We start from the raw sequence: 24,324 nt of genomic DNA, 5'->3' as shown, positions 1-24,324 counted from the left end.
GGAGTGTCTGGAATGAAAGTGACTCTGCCCGCGTTCGGCCAAGCCTCAGTGCTGGTTGTTGGCGATGTAATGTTGGATCGTTACTGGTATGGCCCAACCAGCCGTATCTCCCCTGAAGCCCCGGTTCCGGTGGTGAAAGTGGACACGGTTGAAGAGCGCCCTGGCGGCGCGGCAAACGTGGCGATGAACATTGCAGCACTCGGTGCCGCGTCCCGGCTAATTGGCCTGACCGGTGAAGATGATGCGGCGCGCGTGTTAAGTAATACGCTCAAAGACGTCAACGTTCATTGTGACTTCGTGGCGGTCAAAAGCCATCCGACCATTACCAAACTGCGCGTACTTTCCCGCAATCAGCAGCTGATCCGCCTCGATTTTGAAGAGGGCTTTGAACAGGTCGATCCGGAGCCGATTCACCAGAAGATGCGTGAGTCACTGGCTGCTGCGGGTGCGCTGGTGCTGTCCGATTATGCCAAAGGCGCGCTCTCCAGCGTGCAGACCATGATTACCCTGGCCCGCGAAGCGGGCGTGCCGGTATTGATCGACCCGAAAGGCACTGATTTTGCGCGCTATCGTGGCGCAACGCTGCTGACGCCGAACCTCTCCGAATTTGAAGCCGTGGTTGGCAAATGCAAAAACGAAGAGGAGATCGTGGCGCGCGGCACGCAGCTGATCGCGGATTTTGACCTCTCCGCGCTGCTGGTGACCCGTTCCGAAAACGGTATGACGCTGCTGCAGCCGGGCAAAGCGCCTCTGCATCTGCCGACCCAGGCGCAGGAAGTCTATGATGTGACTGGTGCCGGTGACACGGTGATTGGCGTGCTGGCGGCAGCACTGGCTGCGGGCGACTCGCTGGAAGAGGCCTGTTTCCTGGCGAACGCGGCGGCGGGTGTCGTGGTGGGTAAACTCGGTACCTCGACCGTCAGCACTGTTGAGCTGGAAAATGCGATTCACGCCCGCCCGGAACAGGGGTTCGGCATCATGACGGAAGCGCAGTTAAAAGCCGCCGTTGAGATGGCCCGTCGTCGTGGCGAAAAAGTGGTGATGACTAACGGCGTGTTCGACATTCTGCACGCGGGACATGTCTCTTATCTGGCCAATGCACGCAAGCTTGGCGATAGACTGATTGTCGCGGTGAACAGCGATGCATCCACTAAACGTCTGAAAGGTGAAAGCCGTCCGGTCAATCCGCAGGAAAACCGGATGATCGTGCTCGGCGCGCTTGAAGCAGTCGACTGGGTAGTCGTCTTTGAAGAGGATACGCCGCAGCGGCTGATCGCAGGGATTCTGCCCGACCTGCTGGTCAAAGGCGGTGATTATAAGCCGGAAGAAATCGCGGGCAGCAAAGAAGTGTGGGCAAATGGCGGCGACGTGCAGGTGCTGAACTTCGAAGATGGTATCTCCACCACCAACATCATCAAAACTATTCGCGGCAACTAAAGCAGAAAGTAAGCGGGAGCCTGGCTCCCGCTTAACACTTATTCTGACTTGTTGTCCGGAACAGGTTTCACGACATCGGCAACCGGTGGCGGAGAGACGGCAGGTGAAGTGGCTACTGAAGCGGATGGTGTCGCCGCTGCAACAGGTGTTGCCGGTGCGGTTACCGTTGCAGTCGGAGGCGTACCCGCTGATGACCCCTGACTTTCCAGCTGGGCCAGACGTTGCTCCAGGGCCGCCAGTTTCTCCCGCGTACGCAGTAATACCTGCGTCTGCACATCAAACTCTTCACGGTTGACCAGATCCATCCGGGTCAGCTGCGCCTGAAGAACCTGACGAATTTTCTTTTCGACATCATCACCAAACTCACGAACACCTTTAGGCATCGCTTCGTGAACCTGACGGGCAAGTTGTTCAATTTTTTTCGTGTCGATCATGATGATTTCCTGGTTACGGAGAGCTGTGTCAGCGTGTTTACCAACGTAATAAGTGTTAAGTGTAATGCCAGAAATGAAAAGGATAAACCTCAAATCGGTAACGCAGGAAATGCAAAAGCAATTGCGCTATTGATGATTGCCGCCTCAAACGATCGGCGTTATAGTTGAAAGGCTTATTCTCAGGGCGGGGCGCAATTCCCCACCGGCGGTAAATCAGCTTCGGCTGAAAGCCCGCGAGCGCTTTATCTCGATGAAAAGAGAGGTAAAGGTCAGCAGATCCGGTGTAATTCCGGAGCCGACGGTTACAGTCCGGATGGGAGAGGGTAACGACATCTGTCGGACAGTTGTGTCTGCATCACGTTATTGCCACGTCTTTTTGACGTCACTCCTAAGCACGCCCTGATTCTGGTAACCCATACATTTTAAGGTTTTTATTACCATGAATCAGACGCTACTTTCTGAATTTGGCACGCCTGAACAGCGTGTAGAACGTGCTATCGCCGCCCTGCGTGAGGGACGCGGTGTGATGGTACTCGACGATGAAAATCGTGAAAACGAAGGCGATATGATCTTCGCCGCAGAAACCATGACTGTTGAACAGATGGCGCTGACTATTCGTCACGGCAGCGGCATCGTCTGTCTCTGCCTGACCGAAGCGCGTCGGCAGCAGCTTGACCTGCCCATGATGGTGGAAAACAACACCAGCTCCTTTGGCACCGGCTTCACCGTGACCATTGAAGCGGCTGAAGGCGTCACCACTGGCGTCTCCGCGCAGGATCGCATCACCACCATCCGCGCCGCCATTGCCGACAATGCCAAACCTACCGATCTGCATCGCCCTGGTCATGTCTTTCCGTTGCGTGCCAGCGAAGGCGGCGTATTGACCCGTGGCGGACATACTGAAGCAACTATCGATTTAGTGACGCTGGCCGGCTTTAAGCCCGCTGGTGTGCTGTGTGAACTGACCAACGACGACGGCACTATGGCTCATGCGCCTGAAGCGATTGCGTTTGCCCGTCAGCACAACATGCCGGTAGTCACCATCGAAGATCTGATCGCCTGGCGTCGCGCGCACGAAACGCGCTACGCCAGCTAATCTCTTTGATGCGATAAACAGGCCCCGAGCGGGGCCTGTTTTATTCCTGTCGCACCGCCATGGCGCGGGCTGAACTCTCGCTTTTCCTCACTTCTCCCTGCTGAATTCGTTTTAATCTGATACGTCAAATTTCATTCAAATTTCCTGGTGATCATCATCATGGTTATCCGCGTGATAACCTGACGAATGCGCGTATCGTAGTGGCTATTAAACAACCGGATCCCGGAGATGACGAATGAGCCTGTTACGCATGCCAGCCCTGTTTTTAGGCCATGGCAGCCCGATGAATGCCCTTGAAGAGAACCGCTATACCGCCGCGTGGCGTCACGCAGGCGATACGCTGCCACGTCCACGCGCAATTATTGCGGTTTCGGCGCACTGGTATACGCGTGGCACCGCCGTGACGGCAATGGCACAGCCGAAGACCATTCATGATTTTGGTGGCTTCCCACAGGCGCTGTTTGATACGCGCTATCCGGCACCGGGATCGCCTGAACTGGCTCGGCAGCTGGCAGAGCAGTTAGCGCCCGTCGAGGTGAAGCTGGATCAGGATTGGGGACTGGACCATGGCTCCTGGGGTGTCCTGATTAAGATGTACCCGGATGCCGATATTCCGGTGGTACAGCTCAGTATTGACGGCACCAGACCTATGGCATGGCACTTTGAGATGGGCCAGAAACTGGCAGCACTGCGCGATCAGGGCGTAATGATTGTCGCCAGCGGCAACGTGGTGCATAACCTGCGTAAAGTGCGCTGGGATGGCAACAGCGAAGTCTATCCGTGGGCCAGCAGTTTTGAGCAGTTTGTCCGCGATAACCTGGCGGTGCAGAGCGATGCCGCTTCTCATCCGCTGGTTAATTTTATGGACCATCCTGGCGCGGCGCTTTCTAACCCAACACCTGAGCACTATCTGCCGCTGCTCTATGTACTGGGCGCACGTCAGCCGGATGAGACAATCAGCATTCCGGTTGATGGCATGGAGATGGGTGCCATCAGCATGTTGTCGGTTCAGGTAGGTTAGGGCGAAGCGGAGAGAAAACAGGCCAGAAGCTGGCCTGTTATTATCGCGGTGCGTTAACCGATAAAGGCGTGCGGATAGAAACGGGAAAGATCCTGAGTGATCAGGTCACGATCTTCACGCAGGCCGATTCCGGCCGGTTGATCGTCGATCAGCCAGCTTCCAATCAGCGTATAACTGTCGCCAAATTTTGGCAGCGGATGGAACTGCTGGACGATCATTCCTTCTTCGCCGTACGGCCCATCAACGCGGGCAATCTCCTGACCATTTTCCACGATCCGGATGTTAGCGCCTTCACGTGAAAACAGTGGCTTCACCACATATTTTTCCATGTGTGGCACGTCATCTTCTGCGAACCAGGCGGGCAGCAGGTTAGGATGATTTGGGAACATCTCCCACAGCAGCGGCAGCAGAGCTTTGTTCGAAATGATGCTTTTCCATGCCGGTTCCAGCCAGCGCACGCCAGCATCGCCCAGCTTGGTAGAGAACATTTCACGCAGCATGAACTCCCACGGATAGAGCTTGAACAGGTTACTAATCACCTGATCATGAGCGTCGGTGAATTCACCTTTTTCGCCCAGGCCAATCTCATCAATATAGAGAAATTCACTCGGCAGACCCGCTTCGGTGGCGCAATCCTGAAGATACTGCACGGTGCCACGATCTTCGTCGGTGTCGCGGCAGCAGGCGAAGTGCAGCCAGTTAAAGCCGTGCTGCTGGTGTAACGCGGCAAAGCGTTCAATCAGCTTTTCCTGCAGGCTATTAAACTGATCGCTGCCGGCGGGGAGTTGACCGGCGTTAAGCTGGTCTTCCAGCCAGAGCCACTGGAAAAATGCCGCTTCATACAGCGAGGTCGGCGTATCGGCATTGTTCTCCAGCAGTTTAACATCATCCTTGCCATCCCAGGCGAGATCCAGACGAGAGTACAGCGATGGCTGACGCTGATGCCATGAATCGCGCACGAAATCCCAGGTATGCTTAGGAATGCGGAATTTAGTCAGCAGCGCTTCGCTGTTGACCACTTTTTCCACCACCTGCAGGCACATCTGATGCAACTCAGCGGTAACATCTTCCAGATGCTCAATTTGCGCCAGCGTGAACTGATAATAAGCATCTTCACACCAGTAGGGCTCGCCATGCATGGTGTGAAAACGAAAACCGAATTCGGTGGCTTTTTCGCGCCAGCCCGGGCGCTCTGAAATGGCAATGCGTTCCATTGGGGCGTTAGCCTCCCATTGAGCGGCTGGAGGTGCCGGTGGCGCTGCTGCGCTGCATGCTGTTCTGCTTCGCGACGGTTTCACCAAAGCCACCACGGGTAATGGTCGACGTGGTCGCCGGTTTTGGTGCCAGCGCCGTTTTCGGCACAGTCATGGTTTTGCCAGAGGTAGCTGCGCCATAGTTACGGCCCGATGCATCAACAAACTGACCATTGGCCGGGCTGCGGGCATTTTTCGGAGAGAACAGCGGTTGCTGCGCAAAGCCCGAACCACCGCCCATCATGCGGCCCATCATGTAACCCGCCATCAGTGGCATCCAGAAGCTGCCGCCGCTCTGCTGTGATTCCGCATTGGTGGTGCCCACGCCTGCCTGAGCCGGTGTCTGCTGACACTGGTTTTCGCCAAATTCAGCGACACAATCTTCACGGGTGGCATATTTTGGCGCGGTGCGTTCCGCCTCTTTTTTGGCCTCATTGAATGCGGTGGTACATTGCGCACTCTGGCCCGGATTGGCTTTCGAACAGTCATCGGCGTTCTGGTACATCGAAACCGTTTCATCGTTCTGTTCACAGCCAGCCAGCATAAATACCGCCGAAACGGCGATAGCAACAGGCGTTAAATGGCGTGCCTGCCAGCTCTTACGAAAAGCGGCATAGCGAATAGATTTTGTGCGTTTCATTATGATTATCCTGTGCCCAAAGGTAGCGCATAGAATAGGGGATGGGGGGGTAAAATTGAAGCTGGAGGCCTGATGCAACAGGGATCTTTACTTAGTTATACGTTCAACAGAGAGGCGGGCCGCAAAGCAGCCCACCTGCTGATTAATTACCGAAAGGATTACCGCTACTGTGGCGAGCCGCAGGACGTGCGGCCTCAGAAGAGCCGGTTGCCACCGGACCGCTATCCACACGTGCGGTCTGCTGGGCATTTTCCGGTGCCACGGTTTCCGGTGACGTCGGGATCTCTTTACCAAGCTGGCTGTTCAGTTTCTGCAGGCTCTGCTCATTGAGCGTACCCAGCGCATAACTGATATTCAGCTGGTTAATCAGGTAGCTATAGCGCGCATCAGAGAGCTGCTGCTTCGCGTTGTAGAGCACGGTAGTTGCATCGAGCACATCGACGATAGTACGTGTACCCACCTGATAGCCTGCTTCTGACGCATCGAGAGAGCTTTGCGCAGAGACCACGGCCTGTTTGTAGGCGTTGATGCTGCTGATAGACGCATTCACGTTGTTAAACGATGAACGTACGGTCTGAACCGCAGAGCGGTGCGCGCTTTCCAGTGATTCACTGGCGCTGACGAAGCTGTACTGCGCCTGTTTCACCTGAGAGGTGACGCTGCCGCCGCTATAGAGTGGCAGTGAGAAGCTCAGGCCAACCTGGTTAGAACCGGTAATGGAGTCAGTTGAACCCTGGCTCTGGTTCGCACGGCTGCCGCCATACTTGCTGTTTGACAGGCCGGTAGAGGCAGTCAGACCAATAGTAGGCATATGACCCGCTTCCATCTGGCGGATCTGCTCACGGGCTAAATCCTGGTTCAGACGCGCAGAGAGCAGCGACAGGTTACGGGCTTCCGCCTGCTTAAGCAGTGCGCTCACGGGTTCCGGCTTATCGGTTCTGAAGCGATCGATGCTCAGCGAAGCAAGCGACATGTAATCCATGCCGGTGATCTGACGCAGCGTTTCTACGTTATTATCAAGGTTGTTACGCGCGGTGACTTCGTTGGCCAGCACGCTGTCATACTGGGCGCGGGCGTTCTGTACGTCAGTGATGGCAACCAGGCCAACGTTAAAGCGCTGAGTGGTCTGATCCAGCTCGCGATAGATCGACTGTTTCTGCGCTTCCGTGTAAGAAAGCGTATCAATCGCTTTCAGCACGTTGAAGTAGGCGGTCGCGGTGTTCAGAATCAGATCCTGCTGTGCGACCTGATAGGTGACATCCTGAATACCGGCAGCTTTTTCCTGCAGGGTCAGCGCGCGCCATTTCGACATGTCGAAAATAGTCTGGGTCAATTGCAGCGTGCCGCTGGTCGTGTTGGAATGGAGACCGCTGCTGTCGCGATAGCCGTTGTTATAGGTGTAGTCTGCACCCAGGCCAAGCTGGGGTAATAATGGGCTGCGCGCTTCGTTGATTTTCTCAAAAGCAGAATCGCGATCGGCAGCGGCGCTGCGCAGATCCGGGTTGCTCAGACGCGCTTGCTGGTAAACCTGAAGCAGGTCTTCGGCCTGGCTGGCGAAGCTGAAACCGCCCAGGCTCAGCCCAATAAAAAATGGGAGCAGTTTTTTCATTTGCATTCCTTTTGTTGCAGCAAATTGCAGTGGGTGCGCTGCCGGGTAAGCCAAAAATTATCGCCGATTCTAGCAGAGGGCAACTGTGAGATAAGTTGGCTGAACGTGCCTTCTCCCTCTAATTTACGTAAATAATTCAGAAAGAACTACTTACATGGAGCACAGTTACAGGCTTTTTTCGCTCCACCCCAATCTGCACAAGGAACCTGATGATGCCGGAAGAAAAAAAATCCCCTGTGACTTTCACAAAAAACGATGTAGAAATTATTGCACGCGAAACCGTCTATGATGGTTTTTTTTCCATCGAACGTTACCGCTTCCGCCATCGCCAGTTTAATGGCGAAATGAGTGGGGAAGTGCAGCGTGAAGTTTTTGAGCGCGGACATGCCGCCGTGCTGCTACCTTATGATCCCTTACGCGATGAAGTGGTGCTGATTGAGCAGATCCGCATCCCGGCTTATGACAGCAGTGCTTCTCCCTGGCTGCTGGAGATGGTCGCCGGCATTATTGAACCCGGCGAATCTGTTGAGCAGGTTGCGCGCCGTGAAGCCGTTGAAGAAGCAGGTCTGGACGTTGGCCGGGTTAAGCCTGTGCTTAGCTATCTGGCCAGCCCTGGTGGCACCAGCGAACGTCTGTCGGTGCTGATTGGGGAAGTGGATGCCAGCCAGGCAGAGGGATGCCATGGTCTGGAGGAAGAGAATGAGGATATTCTTGTGCATGTGGTAAGCCGCGAACAGGCTTATCGCTGGGTGGAAGAGGGGATAATCGACAATGCGGCGTCTGTCATCGCCCTGCAATGGCTGGCGTTGCACCATGAAAAACTACGCGAAGAGTGGATACAAAAATGAAACAGCGCTATACCCCTGACTTTCCCGAAATGATGCGGCTCTGCGAAACCAACTTCGCCCAGTTACGCCGCCTGCTGCCGCGCAACGATGAGGCGGGAGAATCGGTGATTTATCAGGTAAATGGCGCCCGTTATCAGCTGACGATTCAGGAGTCGACGCGCTACACCACGCTGGTGGAGATCCGCCAGGTCGCGCCTGCTGTGAGTTACTGGAGCCTGCCCTCAATGTCGGTTCGGCTCTATCACGATGCGATGGTCGCCGAAGTGTGTTCAACTCAACAGATCTATCGCTTCAAAGCGCGCTATGATTATCCTAATAAAAAATTGCATCAGCGCGATGAAAAGCATCAGATAAACCAGTTTCTTGCAGACTGGCTGCGCTACTGCCTGGCGCATGGCGCGATGGCAGTTCCGGTCTGCTGATGCGTATAATGCAGTAAATGGCGTGGAGACGAAGGAAACGCTTTGGATAGCCTGCTAACTCTTCCTGCAGCGAACGGTTCCGAAATCAGGATTTTGCAAATCACGGATACCCACCTCTTCGCGGGAAAACATGAATCGCTGCTTGGCGTGAACACCTGGTCGAGTTATGACGCGGTGCTGGATGCGATTATTGCGCAACAGCGCGACTATGACCTGATCATCGCTACCGGCGATCTCGCCCAGGATCACTCTGTCGAAGCCTATCAGCATTTTGCTGAGGGCATCTCACGTTTACCGCGACCCTGTGTCTGGCTGCCCGGTAATCACGACTTTCAGCCCGCGATGGTTGACACGCTGGCGGCAGCGCACATTAATGCCCATAAACAGGTGCTGGTGGGTGAGCAGTGGCAGATTGTGTTGCTCGATAGCCAGGTCTACGGTGTCCCGCATGGGATGCTGAGCGACTATCAGCTGGAGTGGCTTGACAACGCGCTGTCCCGCTTTCCGCAACGCCATACGCTGGTCCTGCTGCATCACCATCCGCTGGCCTCGGGCTGTACCTGGCTCGATCAGCACAGCCTGCGCAATTCCCATCAGCTCGATGCGGTATTACAGCGCTACCCGTTAGCCCGGACGCTGGTCTGTGGTCATATTCATCAGGAGCTGGATCTGGAGTGGCATGGCCGCCGCGTGCTGGCGACGCCGTCAACCTGCGTCCAGTTCAAACCGCACTGTACCAGCTTTACGATTGACACCGTGGCGCCTGGCTGGCGCTGGTTTACCCTGCATCCGGATGGCGGCCTTGAGACCGAGGTCAACCGGCTTGACACCGACGCTTTTCGTCCCGATTTAGACTCAGAAGGATATTAACGCGTGGCGGCATTGCTTTATCTGCACGGTTTTAACAGCTCGCCGCAGTCGGCGAAGGCAACGCAGTTCCGGCAATGGTTAGAGGCGCAGCACCCCGGCATCGAGATGATCGTGCCTCAGTTGCCGACTTTTCCGGCCGATGCCGCGGCCATGCTGGAAGATCTGGTGCTGAGCCGCAGTGGCGAAACGCTGGGGCTGGTGGGCTCTTCGCTGGGCGGTTATTACGCCACCTGGCTGTCGCAATGCTTTATGCTGCCCGCCGTAGTCGTCAATCCTGCGGTGCGACCTTTTGAGCTGCTGGCGGATTTCCTGGGCGAAAATCAGAATCCCTACACCGGCCAGCAATATGTGTTAGAGTCACGCCACATTTACGATCTCAAAGTAATGCAGATTGAACCGCTGGAAGCGCCCGATTTACTCTGGCTGCTGCAACAGACCGGCGATGAAGTTCTCGATTACCGCCAGGCGCTCGATTATTACAGCGCGTGCCGTCATACGGTAGAAGAGGGCGGAAATCATGCATTTACTGGATTCGAGCGCCATTTCCCGCAGATTCTGGACTTTCTCGGTCTGAATCATCCCTGAGTAATGCGGAAATCGCACCCCATTTCACCCTTCTAATCAGACATTTACGATGAGTCAATCTAACTATAACGCGGATGCCATTGAGGTCCTGACTGGCCTTGAGCCTGTTCGCCGTCGTCCGGGCATGTATACCGATACGACGCGGCCCAACCATTTGGGTCAGGAAGTGATTGATAACAGCGTCGATGAGGCGCTGGGCGGCCATGCGAAGCGGGTTGAAGTGATTCTGCACGCTGACCAGTCGCTGGAAGTGATTGATGATGGCCGCGGCATGCCGGTGGATATCCATCCGGAAGAGGGCGTGCCAGCCGTCGAGCTGATTCTGTGTCGTCTGCATGCGGGCGGCAAGTTCTCCAACAAAAACTATCAGTTTTCGGGCGGCCTGCACGGCGTCGGTATCTCGGTAGTTAACGCCCTGTCAAAACGGGTCGAAGTCACGGTGCGCCGTAATGGCGAAATCTATGACATGGCGTTTGAAAATGGCGACAAAGTGCAGGATCTCACCGTCACCGGCACGGTGGCTAAACGTAACACCGGCACGCGCGTCCATTTCTGGCCCGATGAAAGCTTCTTCGACAGCCCGCGTTTCTCGGTATCGCGTCTTTCTCATCTGCTGAAAGCCAAAGCGGTGCTCTGCCCTGGCGTTGAGATTGTCTTCAAAGACAAGCTGAACAATACCGAACAGCGCTGGTGCTACGAAGATGGCCTGACCGACTACCTGTGTGAAGCGGTGAATGGCTTACCGACGCTGCCGGAAAAACCTTTTGTCGGCAGCTTTGCCGGTGATGTGGAAGCGGTGGACTGGGCGCTGTTGTGGCTGCCGGAAGGCGGTGAGCTGTTAACGGAAAGCTACGTTAACCTGATCCCCACCATGCAGGGCGGAACGCACGTCAACGGCCTGCGTCAGGGGCTGCTGGATGCCATGCGCGAGTTCTGCGAATACCGCAACATCCTGCCGCGTGGCGTGAAGCTCTCTGCGGAAGATATCTGGGATCGCTGCGCCTATGTGCTGTCGGTCAAGATGCAGGATCCGCAGTTCGCCGGGCAGACCAAAGAGCGTCTCTCCTCACGTCAGTGTGCTGCCTTTGTCTCTGGCGTTGTAAAAGATGCCTTCAGCCTGTGGCTGAACCAGAATATTCAGACGGCGGAAATGCTGGCTGAGCTGGCGATCTCCAGCGCCCAGCGTCGTATGCGGGCAGCCAAAAAAGTGGTGCGTAAAAAGCTCACCAGCGGACCGGCTCTGCCGGGCAAACTGGCGGACTGCACCGCGCAGGACCTGAATAAAACAGAACTGTTCCTGGTCGAGGGGGACTCGGCAGGTGGATCGGCCAAGCAGGCGCGCGATCGTGAATATCAGGCGATCATGCCGCTGAAAGGCAAGATCCTGAACACCTGGGAAGTCTCTTCCGATGAGGTGCTGGCGTCGCAGGAAGTGCATGATATTTCCGTGGCGATCGGCATTGATCCTGACAGCGAAGATCTTTCGCAGCTGCGTTACGGCAAGATCTGTATTCTGGCGGATGCGGACTCCGATGGTCTGCACATTGCTACACTGCTCTGTGCGCTGTTCGTGAAGCATTTCCGCTCACTGGTCAGAAATGGTCACGTCTACGTCGCCATGCCGCCGCTCTACCGTATCGATCTCGGTAAAGAGGTTTACTACGCGCTGGACGAAGATGAGAAAGAGGGCGTGCTGGAGCAGCTGAAACGCAAGAAGGGCAAACCGAACGTTCAGCGCTTTAAAGGGCTGGGCGAGATGAACCCGTTACAGCTGCGCGAAACGACGCTGGATCCGAATACCCGTCGGCTGGTTCAGCTGACGATCAGTGAAGAGGATGTTGACCAGACGCTGCGCATGATGGATATGCTGCTCGCGAAAAAACGTTCCGAAGACCGGCGTAACTGGTTGCAGGAAAAAGGCGATATGGCCGATATTGAAGTGTAGAAAACAGGACGCGAAAGCGTCCTGTTTGCTTTGTACTTCAGCCTGTACATCCTCAGAGAATCCGGCAGATTCAGAGCAGAGACAGTAACCCTTGTGAAAATTACCCTGGAAGAGCTACGCGCCTGGGTGGCGGTGGTGGACAGCGGTTCCATTACTGCGGCGGCATCCCAGCTGGCGCAGACCAGTTCCGGCATCAGCCGGGCGCTATCGCGGCTGGAGAGTAAGCTGCAGACCACGCTGTTGCATCGGACTACCCGACGGCTGGCGCTGACCGAAGAGGGGCAGGTTTTTCTGGAGCATGCGCGCCAGATCCTGGCCTCGGTTGAGCAGGCGGAAGAGCAGATTGCACTGCGGCGTGAGATACCGTCAGGACGGCTGCGGGTGAATGCCGCCACGCCCTTTATGCTGCATGTGATTGTGCCGCTGGTTGAAGATTTTCGCGCCCGTTATCCGCTGATCCAACTCGAACTGAATACCGACGACATCATGATCGATCTGCTGGAGCAGCAGACCGACATTGCCATTCGCATTGGCGAACTGCGTGACTCCACGCTGCGCGCCCGGCTGCTTGGCAGTAGTGCAATCCGGCTGATGGCCAGTCCGGCCTATCTGGCAAAAGCGGGCACGCCGCAGAGCGTTGCCGATCTCGCGCACCATCAGACCATCGGCTTCAGCTATCCTGACACCCTCAACGTCTGGCCGATCTGGCAGCCCGATGGTGATTTTATGCGTGTCAAGCCGACGCTCTCGGCTTCGAGCGGTGAAACCATCCGGCAGCTGGCGCTGGCAGGACAGGGTATCGCACGGCTCTCCGACTTTGTCAGCCGGGAAGATTGCGCCGCTGGCCGGCTGGTGCCGGTTCTTCCCGCGGAAACCCGCGATCTGCGGTTGCCGGTGCATGCGGTTTATTACCGTAACACCACGCTCTCTTCGCGTATCGGCTGCTTTCTCGATTTTCTCCGCACCGAGATTGATCGGCGTCAGATGCTCTGAACCGGCCTGTCAGAAACAAAAAACCTCTGTCACAGGACAGAGGTTTGAGGAGGGTGACAAAGTCTGGCCGGATTTGCTTTCAGAACGTGCCTGCACAAGGAACACGGTCAGATCGGAAAGACGCAACTACCGCCATCCATGGCACGCTCGGCCCGCGCGATTACGCACCTCATCCCTGAGGTGCGCCCTGACCGGACCAACGCTTTGCGTTGTTCAAAAACGCTCCCGGCGTTTTTATCCGGGCGGCGGGACGCTTTCCTCTTCTGACCGTGTTCCCTGCGCTTTGAGCTAATTTATTGCTGCCAGAGGCACCCTGCTGAGACTTCATCACCAGCCTTAACCCCCGCTACACAACCGGCGTTAAGGTTTCAGCAATCATCAGGCACTCGGTTCCAGCACCAGAATCTTCACATCCACCACATCATCTTTAATGATGGCGCGATGCGCATCCATATGCGGCATCTGCTGATGCTGCTCCAGATGGCGCAGCGTTTCCCACTGCTCCAGCATGAAAATAGAGTCTGGCGAGTTTTGCTTCCATGGCACCTGCGCCTGATGATCCAGCAGCGCGTCATACTGATGGCAGCCATCTTCTTCTAAGACCTGCGGGATCAGCTTTTTCACTGCATCCAGCACAGCCTGACGGCGACCGGGTTTAACACAAATTTCAGCAACGACTGTTAACATTCGCGAATTCCTCTTTCGTGGGAAAATAGGGGATAGCCCCCAACCATCTTACGCAAAAACGCGGCTAAGATGGGTCCGATAAGCGGCAATATCGCGTGGCACGTCCGGCGCTTTAATCACGTCGTTGCAGATAAAGGTCGGCAGCGCTTCCATTCCCAGGAACTGGTTGGCCTTGTGGAAGTGTAGATAGAGACCATCGACGCCGACGCCTTCAAAGAACTGTTCAGGGTCGGTAAAGGCCTGGAGCGGCGCATTCCAGGTCAGCGACAGCATATATTTTTTGCCCTGCAGCAGACCGCCGGAACCATATTTTTTTGCTGCATCGGAACGGGTACGACCATCGCTGGCGTAGAGCGAACCGTGGCCTTCAGTAAAGACTTCATCGATGTAACGCTTCACTGTCCAGGGTTCGCCCATCCACCAGCCCGGCATCTGATAAATCACCACATCGCTGTCGACATATTTCTGCACCTCATCGGCGATCACGTAATCGCTGTCAGCCACGGTGACTGACACTTCATGTCCCATGTCACGCAGCTGGCTGGCCGCAACATCGGTCAGGGTGTGGTTCAGTTCGCCTTTAGAGTGGGCAAAAGTTTTGCCGCCATCGATAATTAAAATCTTGCTCATGAATAGGTTGCCTCGTTTCCTGAATATGGTGCTCAGCTTACGTGCGCCGCAGCCGCAGAAAAATGCGTGGTTGATCACAACACTTTTGCTGCAGCAGCAACAATACGCCGGTTTATGGCACCATCGGTGGGCAAACTCACCATAAAAATCATAGAAAAAATCAGAATGAAAAAATTAATCCTCGCTTTGTTGCTGGCCAGCGGTGCTGTCCATGCGCAATCTCATCTCGACACCGTTCTCCGTTCTAAGACGCTCAAAGTCTGCACCACCGGCGATTACAAACCCTATAGCTATCTGCGACCCGATGGTCAGTATGAAGGGCTGGATATCAGCATGGCGAACGCGCTGGCTACCTCGCTCGGCGCAAAAGTAGAGTGGGTACAGACCAGCTGGAAAAACCTGATGCCAGACTTCCTGGCAAAGCAGTGTGACATCGCCGTCGGCGGCGTCTCCGTCACGCTGAAACGCCAGCAGACGGCCTGGTTCGCGCAGCCGCTGGACGTGGATGGCAAAATCCCGCTGGTGCGCTGCAGCGATAAAGAGCGCTTCCAGACCCTCGAACAGCTCAACCGGCCTGACGTACGGCTGATTGAACCGGCAGGTGGTACTAACGAAGCCTTTGTACACAGCCATCTGCCAGAGGCTTCGCTGACGCTGTTTCACGATAACGTCACCATCTTCCAGCAGCTGGTCGATAACAAAGCGGATGTGATGATCACCGATGCCTCAGAAGCGCGTTTTCAGCAGCAGCATTACCCGACGCTCTGCGCGATCAATCCCGACACACCGCTGCAGTATGGCGAGAAGGCTTACATGATCCCGCGTGACGACATCAGCTGGAAACTCTATGTCGATCAGTGGGTGCATCTCAGCATCGCCACGGATGAATATCGTGATATTGCCCGTCAGTGGATAGGGTCAAAGCCCTGATTCACTTCAGCAGAGAGGTCAGGCACTTGCCGGTCTGAATCCGGCGTGCTTCCGGCACATGAAATTGCGCGGCGGGACGCCTATTGTCCCGCGCTTCCCCTGTGACTAACACCAGGGAATAAGGTACTATCCTCGCCAAACCACCGCCGGGTGTCCCGCCGTTGTGGGCCACGATGTGAGGATGAGAAATTAATGAGTGAACTGACTCAGGATGGTGCAGAGCGTCTCGCCCTGCACACATTCACCGAGAATGCGTACTTAAACTATTCGATGTACGTCATCATGGACCGCGCACTGCCTTACATTGGCGACGGATTAAAGCCGGTTCAGCGACGTATCATCTACGCCATGTCCGAGCTGGGGCTTAGCGCCAGCGCAAAATTCAAAAAATCGGCACGTACCGTGGGTGACGTGCTGGGTAAATACCATCCGCACGGCGACAGCGCCTGCTATGAAGCGATGGTGTTGATGGCGCAGCCGTTCTCCTACCGTTATCCGCTGGTTGACGGTCAGGGCAACTGGGGGGCGCCGGATGATCCCAAGTCGTTCGCGGCGATGCGTTACACCGAATCCCGTCTGTCAAAATATGCCGAGCTGCTGCTGGGCGAGCTGGGTCAGGGCACGGTCGACTATCAGCCGAACTTTGATGGCACGCTGCAGGAGCCGAAGATGTTACCGGCGCGCCTGCCCAATATTCTGCTGAACGGCACCACCGGTATCGCCGTAGGCATGGCGACCGATATTCCGCCACACAACCTGCGCGAAGTGGCTCAGGCGGCGATCGCACTGATCGACGCGCCGAAAACCACGCTGGAACAGCTGCTGGATATTGTCCAGGGACCTGATTATCCGACCGAGGCGGAGATCATTACGCCGCGTGACGAAATCCGCAAAATTTATCAGACCGGGCGTGGTTCCATCCGCCAGCGTGCGGTATGGAAGAAAGAAGAGGGCGAGGTGGTCATCACCGCGTTGCCGCATCAGGTGTCAGGCGCGCGCGTGCTGGAGCAGATTGCTAACCAGATGCGCAATAAAAAGCTGCCGATGGTGGAGGATCTGCGTGATGAATCGGATCACGAGAACCCGACCCGCCTGGTGATCGTTCCGCGCTCCAACCGCGTCGATCTCGATCAGGTGATGAACCATCTGTTCGCCACCACCGATCTGGAGAAGAGCTACCGCGTTAACCTCAATATGATCGGCCTGGATAACCGCCCGGCGGTGAAAAATCTGCATGAAATCCTGACCGAATGGCTGGTGTTCCGCCGCGATACGGTCAAACGCCGTCTGAACTACCGGCTGGATCGCGTGCTGCGCCGCCTGCATATTCTGGAAGGTTTGCTGGTCGCATTCCTGAACATTGATGAAGTGATCGAGATCATCCGTACTGAGGATGAGCCGAAGCCGGTCCTGATGTCGCGTTTTGGCATCAGTGAAACGCAGGCCGAATCCATCCTCGAACTGAAGTTGCGCCACCTGGCAAAACTGGAAGAGATGAAGATCCGTGGCGAGCAGGCGGATCTGGAAAAAGAGCGCGATCAGCTGCAGGCGACGCTGGCGTCTGAACGCAAGATGAATACCCTGCTGAAAAAAGAGTTACAGGCTGACAGCGCCAGCTACGGCGACGATCGTCGTTCGCCGCTGTGTGAGCGTGAAGAAGCCAAAGCTCTGAGCGAAACCGAGCTGGTGCCGTCTGAACCGGTCACCATTGTGCTGTCGCAAATGGGCTGGGTGCGCAGCGCCAAAGGCCACGATATCGATCCAGCCGGACTGAGCTATAAAGCGGGCGACAGCTATCTGGCTGCCGCACGCGGCAAGAGCAATCAGCCGGTGGCCTTTATCGACTCCACGGGCCGCAGCTATACGCTGGATCCGACATCGCTGCCTTCCGCGCGCGGACAGGGCGAGCCGCTGACCGGCAAGCTGACGCCACCGCCGGGTGCGGTGGTTGAACAGGTGCTGATGGAGCCGGATGACCAGCGTCTGCTGATGGCCTCTGATGCGGGCTACGGTTTCATCTGTACCTTCAGCGACCTGGTGTCGCGCAACCGTGCCGGTAAAGCGCTGCTGACGCTGCCGGACAATGCCCGCGTAATGACGCCAATGGCGGTCCATCATGAAGATGACATGCTGCTGGCGATTACCCAGGCGGGACGGATGCTGATGTTCCCGGTTGGCGAACTGCCGCAGATGTCGAAAGGCAAGGGCAACAAAATCATCTCTATTCCGTCAGCAGAAGCCGCCGCGGGTCAGGACAAACTGGCCTGGCTGATGATCCTGCCGCCGGGCAGTGCGATCACACTGCACGTGGGCAAACGTAAAATGCTGCTGCGCAGTGAAGAGCTACAGAAATTCCGTGCCGATCGCGGACGTCGCGGCACGCTGTTACCGCGCGGCCTGCAAAAAATTGATCGTGTTGAACTGGATGCACCTGCGCGTCCGGCGAGCCCGGATAGCGAAGCGTAAACTACCCGGCTGACCCTGCGTCAGCCGTGGCTCAATGAGGGAACTATGTTACTGATTCTGCGTGCCATTATCGTCGTCATTTATTCGATCCTAATCTGTATCTTTGGCTGTATCTGGTGTCTTTTTTCACCACGCGATCCGCGCCACGTCGCCACTTTTGGCCGTCTGTTCGGCAAATTATCGACGGTGTTTGGTCTCAAAGTCGATCTGCGCAAACCGGAAGGCGCAGAGAATTATGGTAATGCGATTTATATCGCCAACCATCAGAACAACTACGACATGGTCACCGCGGCTAAAATGGTGCAGCCCTATACGGTAACCGTGGGCAAGAAGAGCCTGCTGTGGGTGCCGTTTTTTGGCCTGCTCTACTGGCTGACCGGCAACCTGCTGATTGACCGCGATGACCGGGCGAAAGCGCGCGGCACCATCGGTGAGCTGGTGGATCAGTTTAACCGCAAGCGCATCTCCATCTGGATGTTCCCTGAGGGAACGCGCAGCCGTGGCCGTGGCCTGCTGCCGTTTAAAACTGGTGCCTTCCACGCTGCCGTGGCGGCGGGCGTGCCGATCATTCCGATTGTGGTCTCCAATACCCATGGCAAGATCGATCTCAACCGCTGGAACAACGGGCTGGTTATTGTTGAGATGCTGCCGCCGGTTGATGTAAAAGCATTCGAGTCTTCGTCGGTGCGTAAGCTGGCTACCCACTGTCGCGAACTGATGGCGGCGAAGCTGGAAGAACTCAACGCCGAAGTCGCAGAACGCGAAAAAAACGGAAAAATCTGACCGGCGAGTCATTCGCCGAACTATCCTGCATGGATGCCGCGCGGCGGGCCTTATCCGGCTCGCCGTGAACGCAGCACAGCAAAAACAGATCAATAAAAACAGGGTCGGCGCTTAGCGCCACGCGTAAAGGGTCAGAAGTTTTATGTCTTTCAGCAGACGTCAGTTCATCCAGCTTTCTGCCGGAGCGGCGCTTAGCGCCAGTTTACTCCCTCATGCGGCACATGCCGCCTCTTCAGCCAATGGCGATACACCGCTTCCGGTTCCGCCGTTGCTGGAATCCCGTCGCGGCCAGCCGCTGTTCCTGACGATGCAGCGCAGCCACTGGTCATTTAATGGCGACAATAACAAAGTGCCGGTGTGGGGTATCAATGGCCTCTATCTTGGCCCGACCGTCCGGGTTTACAGCGGTGACGACGTAAAGCTGATCTACAGCAACCGGCTGAATGAGTCCGTCTCCATGACCGTCAGCGGTTTACAGCTGCCGGGTGCATTAATGGGTGGCGCGCCACGTATGATGTCGGCCGGTGTCGACTGGTCGCCGGTACTGCCGATTCGTCAGGCGGCCTCAACCTGCTGGTATCACGCCAATACCCCAAACCGCATGGCGCCGCATATCTATAACGGTCTGGCGGGTATGTGGCTGGTGGAAGATGACATCGGTAAACAGCTGCCGCTGCCGAAGCATTACGGCGTCGATGACTTCCCCATCATCATTCAGGACAAGCGGCTCGATAACTTTGCCACGCCGGTCTATGATCCGCCGCAGGATGGTGGTTTCCTGGGTGATACGCTGCTGGTGAATGGGGTACGCAATCCGTATGTTGAGGTGTCACGCGGCTGGGTACGCCTGCGTCTGCTGAACGCCTCGAATGCGCGACGCTATCAGATGGTGCTCAGCGATAATCGTCCGTTTATGGTGATTGCCAGCGATCAGGGCTATCTGCCTGCGCCGGTTGCGGTGCAGCGTCTGTCACTGGCGCCGGGCGAACGTCGCGAAGTGCTGGTGGATATGTCGCAGGGCGATGAAGTGTCGATTACGGCGGGAACGGCGGCAGGCATTATGGATCGGCTGCGCGGTTTCTTTGAGCCATCTTCTATTCTGACCTCCACCCTGATCCTGACGCTGCGCCCAACCGGCTTACTGCCGCTGGTGACGGATAATCTCCCGATGCGGCTGCTGGCCGACCAGATTCTGGATGGGGTGGCGGTGCGCACCCGCGAATTCCGCATCGGTGACAGCATGCCGGGCATCAACGGCGCGCTCTGGGATATGAACCGCATTGACACCACTGCGCAGCAGGGCACCTTTGAGCGCTGGATCCTGCACGCCGATCGGCCACAGTCGCTGCATATTCAGGGCGTTATGTTCCTGATTAAAAGTGTGAATGGCGCACAGCCGATGGGCGAAGATCGTGGCTGGAAAGATACGGTGTGGGTCGATGGCAGCGTGGAACTGATGGTCAGCTTCCCGCAAAGTTCGTCAGATCACTTCCCGTTTGTCTACCACAGTCAGACCCTGGAACTGGCCGACCGCGGTACGGCGGGTCAGCTGGTGGTGCAGCCCACTGCATAACAGCGCGGTCAGGCAGGGAGAACCCGCCTGACCGCATTAAGCCCCCTCTGCCCGTAAACGGCAGGGCAGAGCGGTTAAGGTCACCTTCACGTCAGTTAAAAGTGTCCGGATCCGGCCCCAGACGATTACCGCTGTCCAGTTTCGCAATATCACTCACTTCATGCTTATCCAGACGGAAGTCGAACACCTTAAAGTTCTCTTCGATACGTGCTGGCGTCACCGACTTCGGAATCACCACCAGACCGCTATCCAGATGCCAGCGGATCACGATCTGCGCCGGGGTCTTACCATATTTCTTCGCCAGCGACTTAATGATCTCCTGATCAAAAACGCCTTTGCCGCCCTGTGCCAGCGGACTCCAGGATTCGGTCTGGATCTGGTGCAGCGCGTTCCACGCATGCAGCGTACGCTGCTGTAGCATCGGGTGCAGCTCAATCTGGTTCACGACCGGCGTCACACCGGTTTCATCCAGCAGACGCTTCAGGTGCGCTTCATGGAAGTTACAGACGCCGATGCTTTTGGTCAGCCCCTGCTGCTGCAATTCGATCATCTTCTTCCAGGCATCAACGTAGTGGTCTTTTTCCGGGCACGGCCAGTGCATCAGATAGAGATCGACCTGCTCCAGTTTGAGTTTCTCCAGGCTGGTTTCCATCGCCTGCTGAACATTCTGCTGATCGTCGTTCCACAGTTTGGTGGTCACGAAAATCTCTTCGCGCGGCACATCGGTTTCCTGCAGAGCCTGGCCAATCGCCTCTTCATTCTTATAGGCGGCGGCGGTATCGATTGAGCGATAGCCGACCTCAAGCGCTTTCAGCACCGCATGACGCGCATCTTCGATGCTGGCCTGCCAGACACCGAGTCCGAGTTGCGGCATCATATTGCCATCGCGCAGTTTGATAATGGGTTGGTCTGCCATAGTTGCTCCTTTCCGTTGCGGTTAACCCGTGAGAATTCACTGTGCTTAAGTCTAGCCAACAATTTTCAGCCTGCTCAGCGTCAGCAACAACAGCAGGTCTGTTCTTCTGCCCGATCCGGTAAATTTCTTGCCTGATTCTCCAGGCTGCTGGCGGTTCAGGCATTCGCGCGGCACACTGGCTTTTTGTCCGAAAAGGAGTCGCTATGGCGCACGATGCACTCTGTCACCGGCTGGCACAGCAGGTAGTCACCTTAATGACTCATGGTCGCGACCGTCTTTGCCCGGTCGAAAATGTGTCACTGATTTATGCTAATCAATATCGTCCCCGTACGCCGATGATGTATCAGCCCGGCATTGTTATCCTGTTTCAGGGCAGCAAAACCGGCTATCTCGGCAGCACCGTGTTTCAGTATGACGCCAGCAAATACCTGATGCTGACCGTGCCGCTGCCGGTGGAGTGCGAAACCTGGGCCTCGCCGGAAATACCGATTGCCGGGCTGTGTCTCAGGGTTGATACCGCCAGCCTGCAGGATCTGCTGATTGAAATCGGCGACGACGATCAGTTTCAGCCTCAGCCGCAGACTTCGGGTATCCACTCGGCGTGGCTGACGGAACCGATGCTGTGCGCCGCGGAGCGGCTGCTGGATGTGATGACCCAGCCGCGCGATGCGCGCGTTCTGGGGCCGCACATCGTGCGTGAAATTATTTACTATGTGCTGACCGGTCCGATCGGCGGCGCGCTGCTTTCGCTGGTGAGCCGACAGACGCAGTTCAGCCTGATCGCGCGTGCCCTGCGACGGATTGAGAATCACTATGCGGAAAACCTCAGCGTTGATGCGCTGGCAGCAGAAGTGAACATGAGCGTCTCAGCCTTTCACCATAACTTCAAAGCGGTGACGCAGACCTCGCCGTTGCAGTATCTCAAGCGCTATCGCCTGCATCAGGCGCGACTGCTGATGCTGCACGATGGACTAAAGGCGAGTGCGGCGGCGGTGCGGGTGGGCTATGAAAGCCCTTCACAATTTTCGCGGGAGTTTAAACGCTATTTCGGCGTGACGCCGGGGGAAGAGGTGAGTCGTGTCAGGCAGACGGTAGCGGATCCGTCCGCCTGAGTGGCGGCGGATCCGAAAGCCAGATGCGCGTCAGGCGCGTTTCTGGCGACGCTTTTTCCAGATCACCACAATGCTGCCGGACAGGCCGAGCACCAGCAACACCATCGGCAGTATCATCAGGATCGCCATCACCTGATCTTCATGACGCTTGATAAACGGCACCTGACTGATGCCATAGCCAAAGGCAACGACAATGCCGACCCACAGCACGCCGCTGAGCCAGTTAAACAGCTGAAAGCGGCCATTCTGTAAGCCTGCAATGCCCGCCATAGTCGGCAGGATCGTGCGGATAAAGGCGAGAAAACGGCCGACCAGCAGCGCCATCAGCCCGTGACGGTTAAACATATTCCAGGCGCGCTGGTGATACTGTGCCGGCAGATGCATCAGCCAGCTCTTCACCAGCCGGGTATTCCCCAGCCAGCGGCCCTGCAGATAGCTCAGCCAGCAGCCCAGGCTGGCAGCGGTCGTGAGAATCACCATTGTCGGCACAAAATCCATCACCCCTTTGGCCACCATCGCCCCGGCCAGCAGCAGCAGGCTGTCGCCTGGCAGGAAAGAGGCGGGCAACAGACCATTTTCCAGAAACAGCGTCAGGAACATTACGCCGTATACCACCCACACTACATCCGGATTTGCCAGTGCGGCAAAATCCTGATGCCAGAGCGCCTGGACAATCTCGTGTAAAACACCCATTAGCGATTCCATCACGTCACAAGGAACAATCCGTCTGCGTTCAGACAGCGCAGTGATTTCACTGATAACCTGAACGATGCGGGATAAATTTTAACAACAAATGAGCCGGTGCCCGGCAAACTCTGCGGGCCACCGCTACGTGGTTTATCTTCTGTTTACTTTCTGTTTATCTGACTTAGCGCGTCAGGCGTGAAAAACCGGCCTCCAGGTCAGCCAGCAGATCATCAACGTGCTCCAGACCAATATGCAGCCGCACCAGCGTGCCGGTGAAATCCACACCGCCCGCCGGACGAATCTCTGCCAGCTCTTCCGGCTGATTCGCCAGGATCAGCGATTCATAACCGCCCCAGGAGTAAGCCATGCTGAAATGATGGAAGTGATCGAGATATTCCGCCAGTTGGGGCGCGCTTAATTTTTCCTGCAGGATGAACGAGAAGAGGCCGCTGCTACCGTTAAAATCGCGCTGCCAGAACGCATGACCTTTGCTTTGCGCCAGTGCCGGGTGATTCACTCGTGCCACTTCCGGGCGCGCCGCCAGCCACTCTGCCACCTGAATCGCACTCTCTTCATGCTGACGCAGACGGGTACCCAGCGTACGCAGACCGCGACTCGCCATGTAGGCGGTATCGGCATCCACCATCTGGCCCATCAGGTAAGAGTTCTCACGCAACTGGTCGATACAGCGCGCATTGGCGACCGCCGTGCCGATCATCGCATCGCTGTGACCAATCAGATATTTGGTGCCAGCCTGAATCGAAATGTCGATACCGTGCGCCAGCGCGTTAAACAGAATACCGGCCGCCCAGGTGTTGTCGATCATGATGATCGCCTCGGGCGCTTTAGCGCGTACCGCTGCCACAATCGCCGGAATATCCTGCACTTCCATCGTTATCGAAGCAGGCGATTCCAGGAAGACAACACGGGTGTTGGGCTGCACCCGCTCACCGATTTCACTGCCGATGCAGTGATCGAACCAGCCGGTGGAAACCTGCAGCTTAGCGAGAATTTTTGTACAGAAGTCCTGTGTCGGTTCATAGACCGCGCCGCTCATCAGTACGTGGTCGCCCGCCTCGACAAATGCCAGAATCGCGTTCGCGACGGCCGCTGCGCCGCAGGGATAGAGCACACAGCCTGCGCCGCCTTCCAGCTCGGTCATCGCATCCTGCAGTGCAAAGTGCGTCAGGGTGCCGCGACGGCCATAAAAAAGTTCGCCTTTTGCCCGACCTGCGGTGGCGCGTTTTTTCTCCGCAACCGTATCAAAAACCAGCGAAGAGGCGCGCTGAATGACGCTGTTCACCGAGCCCTGGGTATAACGCTTGCTGCGTCCCGCACTGACGAGCGTGGTATCAATTTTTCTGGTGGTCATGAGTCGCCTTTACCG

At 56.4% G+C, this 24,324-nt stretch carries 23 protein-coding genes and 1 riboswitch; of the genes, 14 read left to right on the top strand and 9 right to left on the bottom strand.

Annotation, left to right across the window (positions count from 1 at the left end; genetic code table 11):
- The first annotated feature begins 12 nt into the window (after positions 1-12).
- Entirely contained in the window at positions 13-1,437 is a 1,425-nt protein-coding gene (gene hldE, locus N1689_RS14785; protein WP_260059273.1) for a bifunctional D-glycero-beta-D-manno-heptose-7-phosphate kinase/D-glycero-beta-D-manno-heptose 1-phosphate adenylyltransferase HldE, read from the top strand.
- Positions 1,438-1,475: 38 nt separating this feature from the next.
- On the opposite strand, the gene N1689_RS14780 is transcribed toward hldE, so the two are convergent.
- Positions 1,476-1,871, bottom strand: a complete 396-nt coding sequence (locus N1689_RS14780; RefSeq protein WP_161734973.1) for a ubiquinone biosynthesis accessory factor UbiK — start codon at positions 1,869-1,871, stop codon at positions 1,476-1,478.
- 171 nt (positions 1,872-2,042) lie between these two features.
- Positions 2,043-2,200: riboswitch (FMN riboswitch) on the top strand.
- A 110-nt stretch (positions 2,201-2,310) separates the two neighbouring features.
- Between N1689_RS14780 and ribB the strand changes: the two genes are divergently transcribed.
- Together ribB and ygiD are read left to right on the top strand one after the other, a co-directional pair.
- Positions 2,311-2,967, top strand: coding sequence for a 3,4-dihydroxy-2-butanone-4-phosphate synthase (gene ribB / locus N1689_RS14775; RefSeq protein ID WP_161734976.1), 657 nt, complete (start codon positions 2,311-2,313; stop codon positions 2,965-2,967).
- 235 nt (positions 2,968-3,202) lie between these two features.
- The gene (gene ygiD / locus N1689_RS14770; protein ID WP_260059271.1) at positions 3,203-3,988 is read left to right on the top strand and encodes a 4,5-DOPA dioxygenase extradiol; all 786 of its coding nucleotides are present in this window, start codon (positions 3,203-3,205) and stop codon (positions 3,986-3,988) included.
- A 53-nt stretch (positions 3,989-4,041) separates the two neighbouring features.
- Here the strand turns inward: ygiD and N1689_RS14765 are convergent, their stop codons facing one another.
- The 3 genes from N1689_RS14765 to tolC form a co-directional block, all read right to left on the bottom strand.
- Positions 4,042-5,202 carry a glutathionylspermidine synthase family protein gene (locus tag N1689_RS14765; protein WP_161734981.1) on the bottom strand — a complete coding sequence of 387 codons (1,161 nt, stop codon included), beginning with the start codon at positions 5,200-5,202 and terminating at the stop codon, positions 4,042-4,044.
- 7 nt (positions 5,203-5,209) lie between these two features.
- Positions 5,210-5,881 (bottom strand): DUF1190 family protein, encoded by a 672-nt coding sequence (locus N1689_RS14760; protein ID WP_033733914.1) that lies wholly within the window; start codon positions 5,879-5,881, stop codon positions 5,210-5,212.
- 142 nt (positions 5,882-6,023) lie between these two features.
- Positions 6,024-7,490, bottom strand: a complete 1,467-nt coding sequence (tolC, locus tag N1689_RS14755; RefSeq protein WP_222924976.1) for an outer membrane channel protein TolC — start codon at positions 7,488-7,490, stop codon at positions 6,024-6,026.
- A 212-nt stretch (positions 7,491-7,702) separates the two neighbouring features.
- Between tolC and nudF the strand changes: the two genes are divergently transcribed.
- The 6 genes from nudF (at position 7,703) to N1689_RS14725 (ending at position 13,153) form a co-directional block, all read left to right on the top strand.
- On the top strand, positions 7,703-8,338 hold the full coding sequence (nudF, locus tag N1689_RS14750) for an ADP-ribose diphosphatase (RefSeq protein ID WP_161735044.1): 636 nt from the start codon (positions 7,703-7,705) through the stop codon (positions 8,336-8,338).
- On the top strand, positions 8,335-8,760 hold the full coding sequence (locus tag N1689_RS14745) for a DUF1249 family protein (protein ID WP_061063379.1): 426 nt from the start codon (positions 8,335-8,337) through the stop codon (positions 8,758-8,760). Before nudF ends, N1689_RS14745 begins: the two co-directional genes overlap by 4 nt.
- 42 nt (positions 8,761-8,802) lie before the next feature.
- Positions 8,803-9,630, top strand: coding sequence for a 3',5'-cyclic-AMP phosphodiesterase (cpdA, locus tag N1689_RS14740; protein WP_013359054.1), 828 nt, complete (start codon positions 8,803-8,805; stop codon positions 9,628-9,630).
- Between the two features lie 3 nt (positions 9,631-9,633).
- Positions 9,634-10,215, top strand: coding sequence for an esterase YqiA (gene yqiA / locus N1689_RS14735; protein WP_033733910.1), 582 nt, complete (start codon positions 9,634-9,636; stop codon positions 10,213-10,215).
- 49 nt (positions 10,216-10,264) lie between these two features.
- Positions 10,265-12,160 (top strand): DNA topoisomerase IV subunit B, encoded by a 1,896-nt coding sequence (gene parE, locus N1689_RS14730; protein WP_033733909.1) that lies wholly within the window; start codon positions 10,265-10,267, stop codon positions 12,158-12,160.
- A gap of 93 nt (positions 12,161-12,253) precedes the next feature.
- A complete protein-coding gene (locus tag N1689_RS14725; RefSeq protein ID WP_161734990.1) occupies positions 12,254-13,153 on the top strand; it encodes a LysR substrate-binding domain-containing protein in 900 nt (299 codons plus the stop codon).
- Positions 13,154-13,531: 378 nt separating this feature from the next.
- Here the strand turns inward: N1689_RS14725 and N1689_RS14720 are convergent, their stop codons facing one another.
- Complete coding sequence (locus N1689_RS14720) at positions 13,532-13,840, bottom strand: putative quinol monooxygenase (protein WP_013359050.1); 309 nt, start codon at positions 13,838-13,840, stop codon at positions 13,532-13,534.
- A 48-nt stretch (positions 13,841-13,888) separates the two neighbouring features.
- Positions 13,889-14,470, bottom strand: coding sequence for an NAD(P)H-dependent oxidoreductase (locus N1689_RS14715; protein ID WP_150014764.1), 582 nt, complete (start codon positions 14,468-14,470; stop codon positions 13,889-13,891).
- Between the two features lie 114 nt (positions 14,471-14,584).
- On the opposite strand from N1689_RS14715, the gene N1689_RS14710 reads away from it, so the two are divergent.
- The 4 genes from N1689_RS14710 (at position 14,585) to ftsP (ending at position 20,222) form a co-directional block, all read left to right on the top strand.
- Complete coding sequence (locus N1689_RS14710) at positions 14,585-15,400, top strand: transporter substrate-binding domain-containing protein (protein ID WP_260059382.1); 816 nt, start codon at positions 14,585-14,587, stop codon at positions 15,398-15,400.
- Between the two features lie 192 nt (positions 15,401-15,592).
- Positions 15,593-17,866, top strand: coding sequence for a DNA topoisomerase IV subunit A (gene parC, locus N1689_RS14705; RefSeq protein ID WP_161734993.1), 2,274 nt, complete (start codon positions 15,593-15,595; stop codon positions 17,864-17,866).
- Between the two features lie 45 nt (positions 17,867-17,911).
- Positions 17,912-18,649, top strand: a complete 738-nt coding sequence (locus N1689_RS14700; RefSeq protein WP_161734996.1) for a 1-acylglycerol-3-phosphate O-acyltransferase — start codon at positions 17,912-17,914, stop codon at positions 18,647-18,649.
- A gap of 142 nt (positions 18,650-18,791) precedes the next feature.
- Positions 18,792-20,222 carry a cell division protein FtsP gene (ftsP, locus tag N1689_RS14695; protein ID WP_161734999.1) on the top strand — a complete coding sequence of 477 codons (1,431 nt, stop codon included), beginning with the start codon at positions 18,792-18,794 and terminating at the stop codon, positions 20,220-20,222.
- A 91-nt stretch (positions 20,223-20,313) separates the two neighbouring features.
- Here ftsP and dkgA read toward each other — a convergent pair whose 3' ends face one another.
- Entirely contained in the window at positions 20,314-21,138 is an 825-nt protein-coding gene (gene dkgA / locus N1689_RS14690; RefSeq protein WP_161735003.1) for a 2,5-didehydrogluconate reductase DkgA, read from the bottom strand.
- A 203-nt stretch (positions 21,139-21,341) separates the two neighbouring features.
- Here dkgA and N1689_RS14685 point away from each other — a divergent pair, with 203 nt between their 5' ends.
- Positions 21,342-22,250, top strand: a complete 909-nt coding sequence (locus tag N1689_RS14685; RefSeq protein ID WP_013359043.1) for an AraC family transcriptional regulator — start codon at positions 21,342-21,344, stop codon at positions 22,248-22,250.
- 30 nt (positions 22,251-22,280) lie between these two features.
- Here the strand turns inward: N1689_RS14685 and N1689_RS14680 are convergent, their stop codons facing one another.
- Positions 22,281-22,943 carry a DedA family protein gene (locus tag N1689_RS14680; protein WP_033733897.1) on the bottom strand — a complete coding sequence of 221 codons (663 nt, stop codon included), beginning with the start codon at positions 22,941-22,943 and terminating at the stop codon, positions 22,281-22,283.
- 175 nt (positions 22,944-23,118) lie between these two features.
- Complete coding sequence (gene metC / locus N1689_RS14675; RefSeq protein ID WP_161735006.1) at positions 23,119-24,309, bottom strand: cystathionine beta-lyase; 1,191 nt, start codon at positions 24,307-24,309, stop codon at positions 23,119-23,121.
- Between the last annotated feature and the right edge of the window lie 15 nt (positions 24,310-24,324).

The sequence above is a fragment of the Pantoea sp. XY16 genome (assembly GCF_025153065.1).
GTDB lineage: Bacteria > Pseudomonadota > Gammaproteobacteria > Enterobacterales > Enterobacteriaceae > Pantoea > Pantoea alfalfae.
Note: the sequence above shows the minus strand (reverse complement) of the source record. Positions and strands in the feature narration are given on the sequence as shown.

Coding starts and splice junctions, on each gene's coding strand:
- hldE (WP_260059273.1), top strand. CDS start 13: ATGAAAGTGACTCTGCCCGCGTTCGGCCAAGCCTCAGTGCTGGTTGTT.
- N1689_RS14780 (WP_161734973.1), bottom strand. CDS start 1,871: ATGATCGACACGAAAAAAATTGAACAACTTGCCCGTCAGGTTCACGAA.
- ribB (WP_161734976.1), top strand. CDS start 2,311: ATGAATCAGACGCTACTTTCTGAATTTGGCACGCCTGAACAGCGTGTA.
- ygiD (WP_260059271.1), top strand. CDS start 3,203: ATGAGCCTGTTACGCATGCCAGCCCTGTTTTTAGGCCATGGCAGCCCG.
- N1689_RS14765 (WP_161734981.1), bottom strand. CDS start 5,202: ATGGAACGCATTGCCATTTCAGAGCGCCCGGGCTGGCGCGAAAAAGCC.
- N1689_RS14760 (WP_033733914.1), bottom strand. CDS start 5,881: ATGAAACGCACAAAATCTATTCGCTATGCCGCTTTTCGTAAGAGCTGG.
- tolC (WP_222924976.1), bottom strand. CDS start 7,490: ATGAAAAAACTGCTCCCATTTTTTATTGGGCTGAGCCTGGGCGGTTTC.
- nudF (WP_161735044.1), top strand. CDS start 7,703: ATGCCGGAAGAAAAAAAATCCCCTGTGACTTTCACAAAAAACGATGTA.
- N1689_RS14745 (WP_061063379.1), top strand. CDS start 8,335: ATGAAACAGCGCTATACCCCTGACTTTCCCGAAATGATGCGGCTCTGC.
- parE (WP_033733909.1), top strand. CDS start 10,265: ATGAGTCAATCTAACTATAACGCGGATGCCATTGAGGTCCTGACTGGC.
- N1689_RS14720 (WP_013359050.1), bottom strand. CDS start 13,840: ATGTTAACAGTCGTTGCTGAAATTTGTGTTAAACCCGGTCGCCGTCAG.
- N1689_RS14715 (WP_150014764.1), bottom strand. CDS start 14,470: ATGAGCAAGATTTTAATTATCGATGGCGGCAAAACTTTTGCCCACTCT.
- N1689_RS14710 (WP_260059382.1), top strand. CDS start 14,585: ATGGCACCATCGGTGGGCAAACTCACCATAAAAATCATAGAAAAAATC.
- parC (WP_161734993.1), top strand. CDS start 15,593: ATGAGTGAACTGACTCAGGATGGTGCAGAGCGTCTCGCCCTGCACACA.
- N1689_RS14700 (WP_161734996.1), top strand. CDS start 17,912: ATGTTACTGATTCTGCGTGCCATTATCGTCGTCATTTATTCGATCCTA.
- ftsP (WP_161734999.1), top strand. CDS start 18,792: ATGTCTTTCAGCAGACGTCAGTTCATCCAGCTTTCTGCCGGAGCGGCG.
- dkgA (WP_161735003.1), bottom strand. CDS start 21,138: ATGGCAGACCAACCCATTATCAAACTGCGCGATGGCAATATGATGCCG.
- N1689_RS14685 (WP_013359043.1), top strand. CDS start 21,342: ATGGCGCACGATGCACTCTGTCACCGGCTGGCACAGCAGGTAGTCACC.
- N1689_RS14680 (WP_033733897.1), bottom strand. CDS start 22,943: ATGGGTGTTTTACACGAGATTGTCCAGGCGCTCTGGCATCAGGATTTT.
- metC (WP_161735006.1), bottom strand. CDS start 24,309: ATGACCACCAGAAAAATTGATACCACGCTCGTCAGTGCGGGACGCAGC.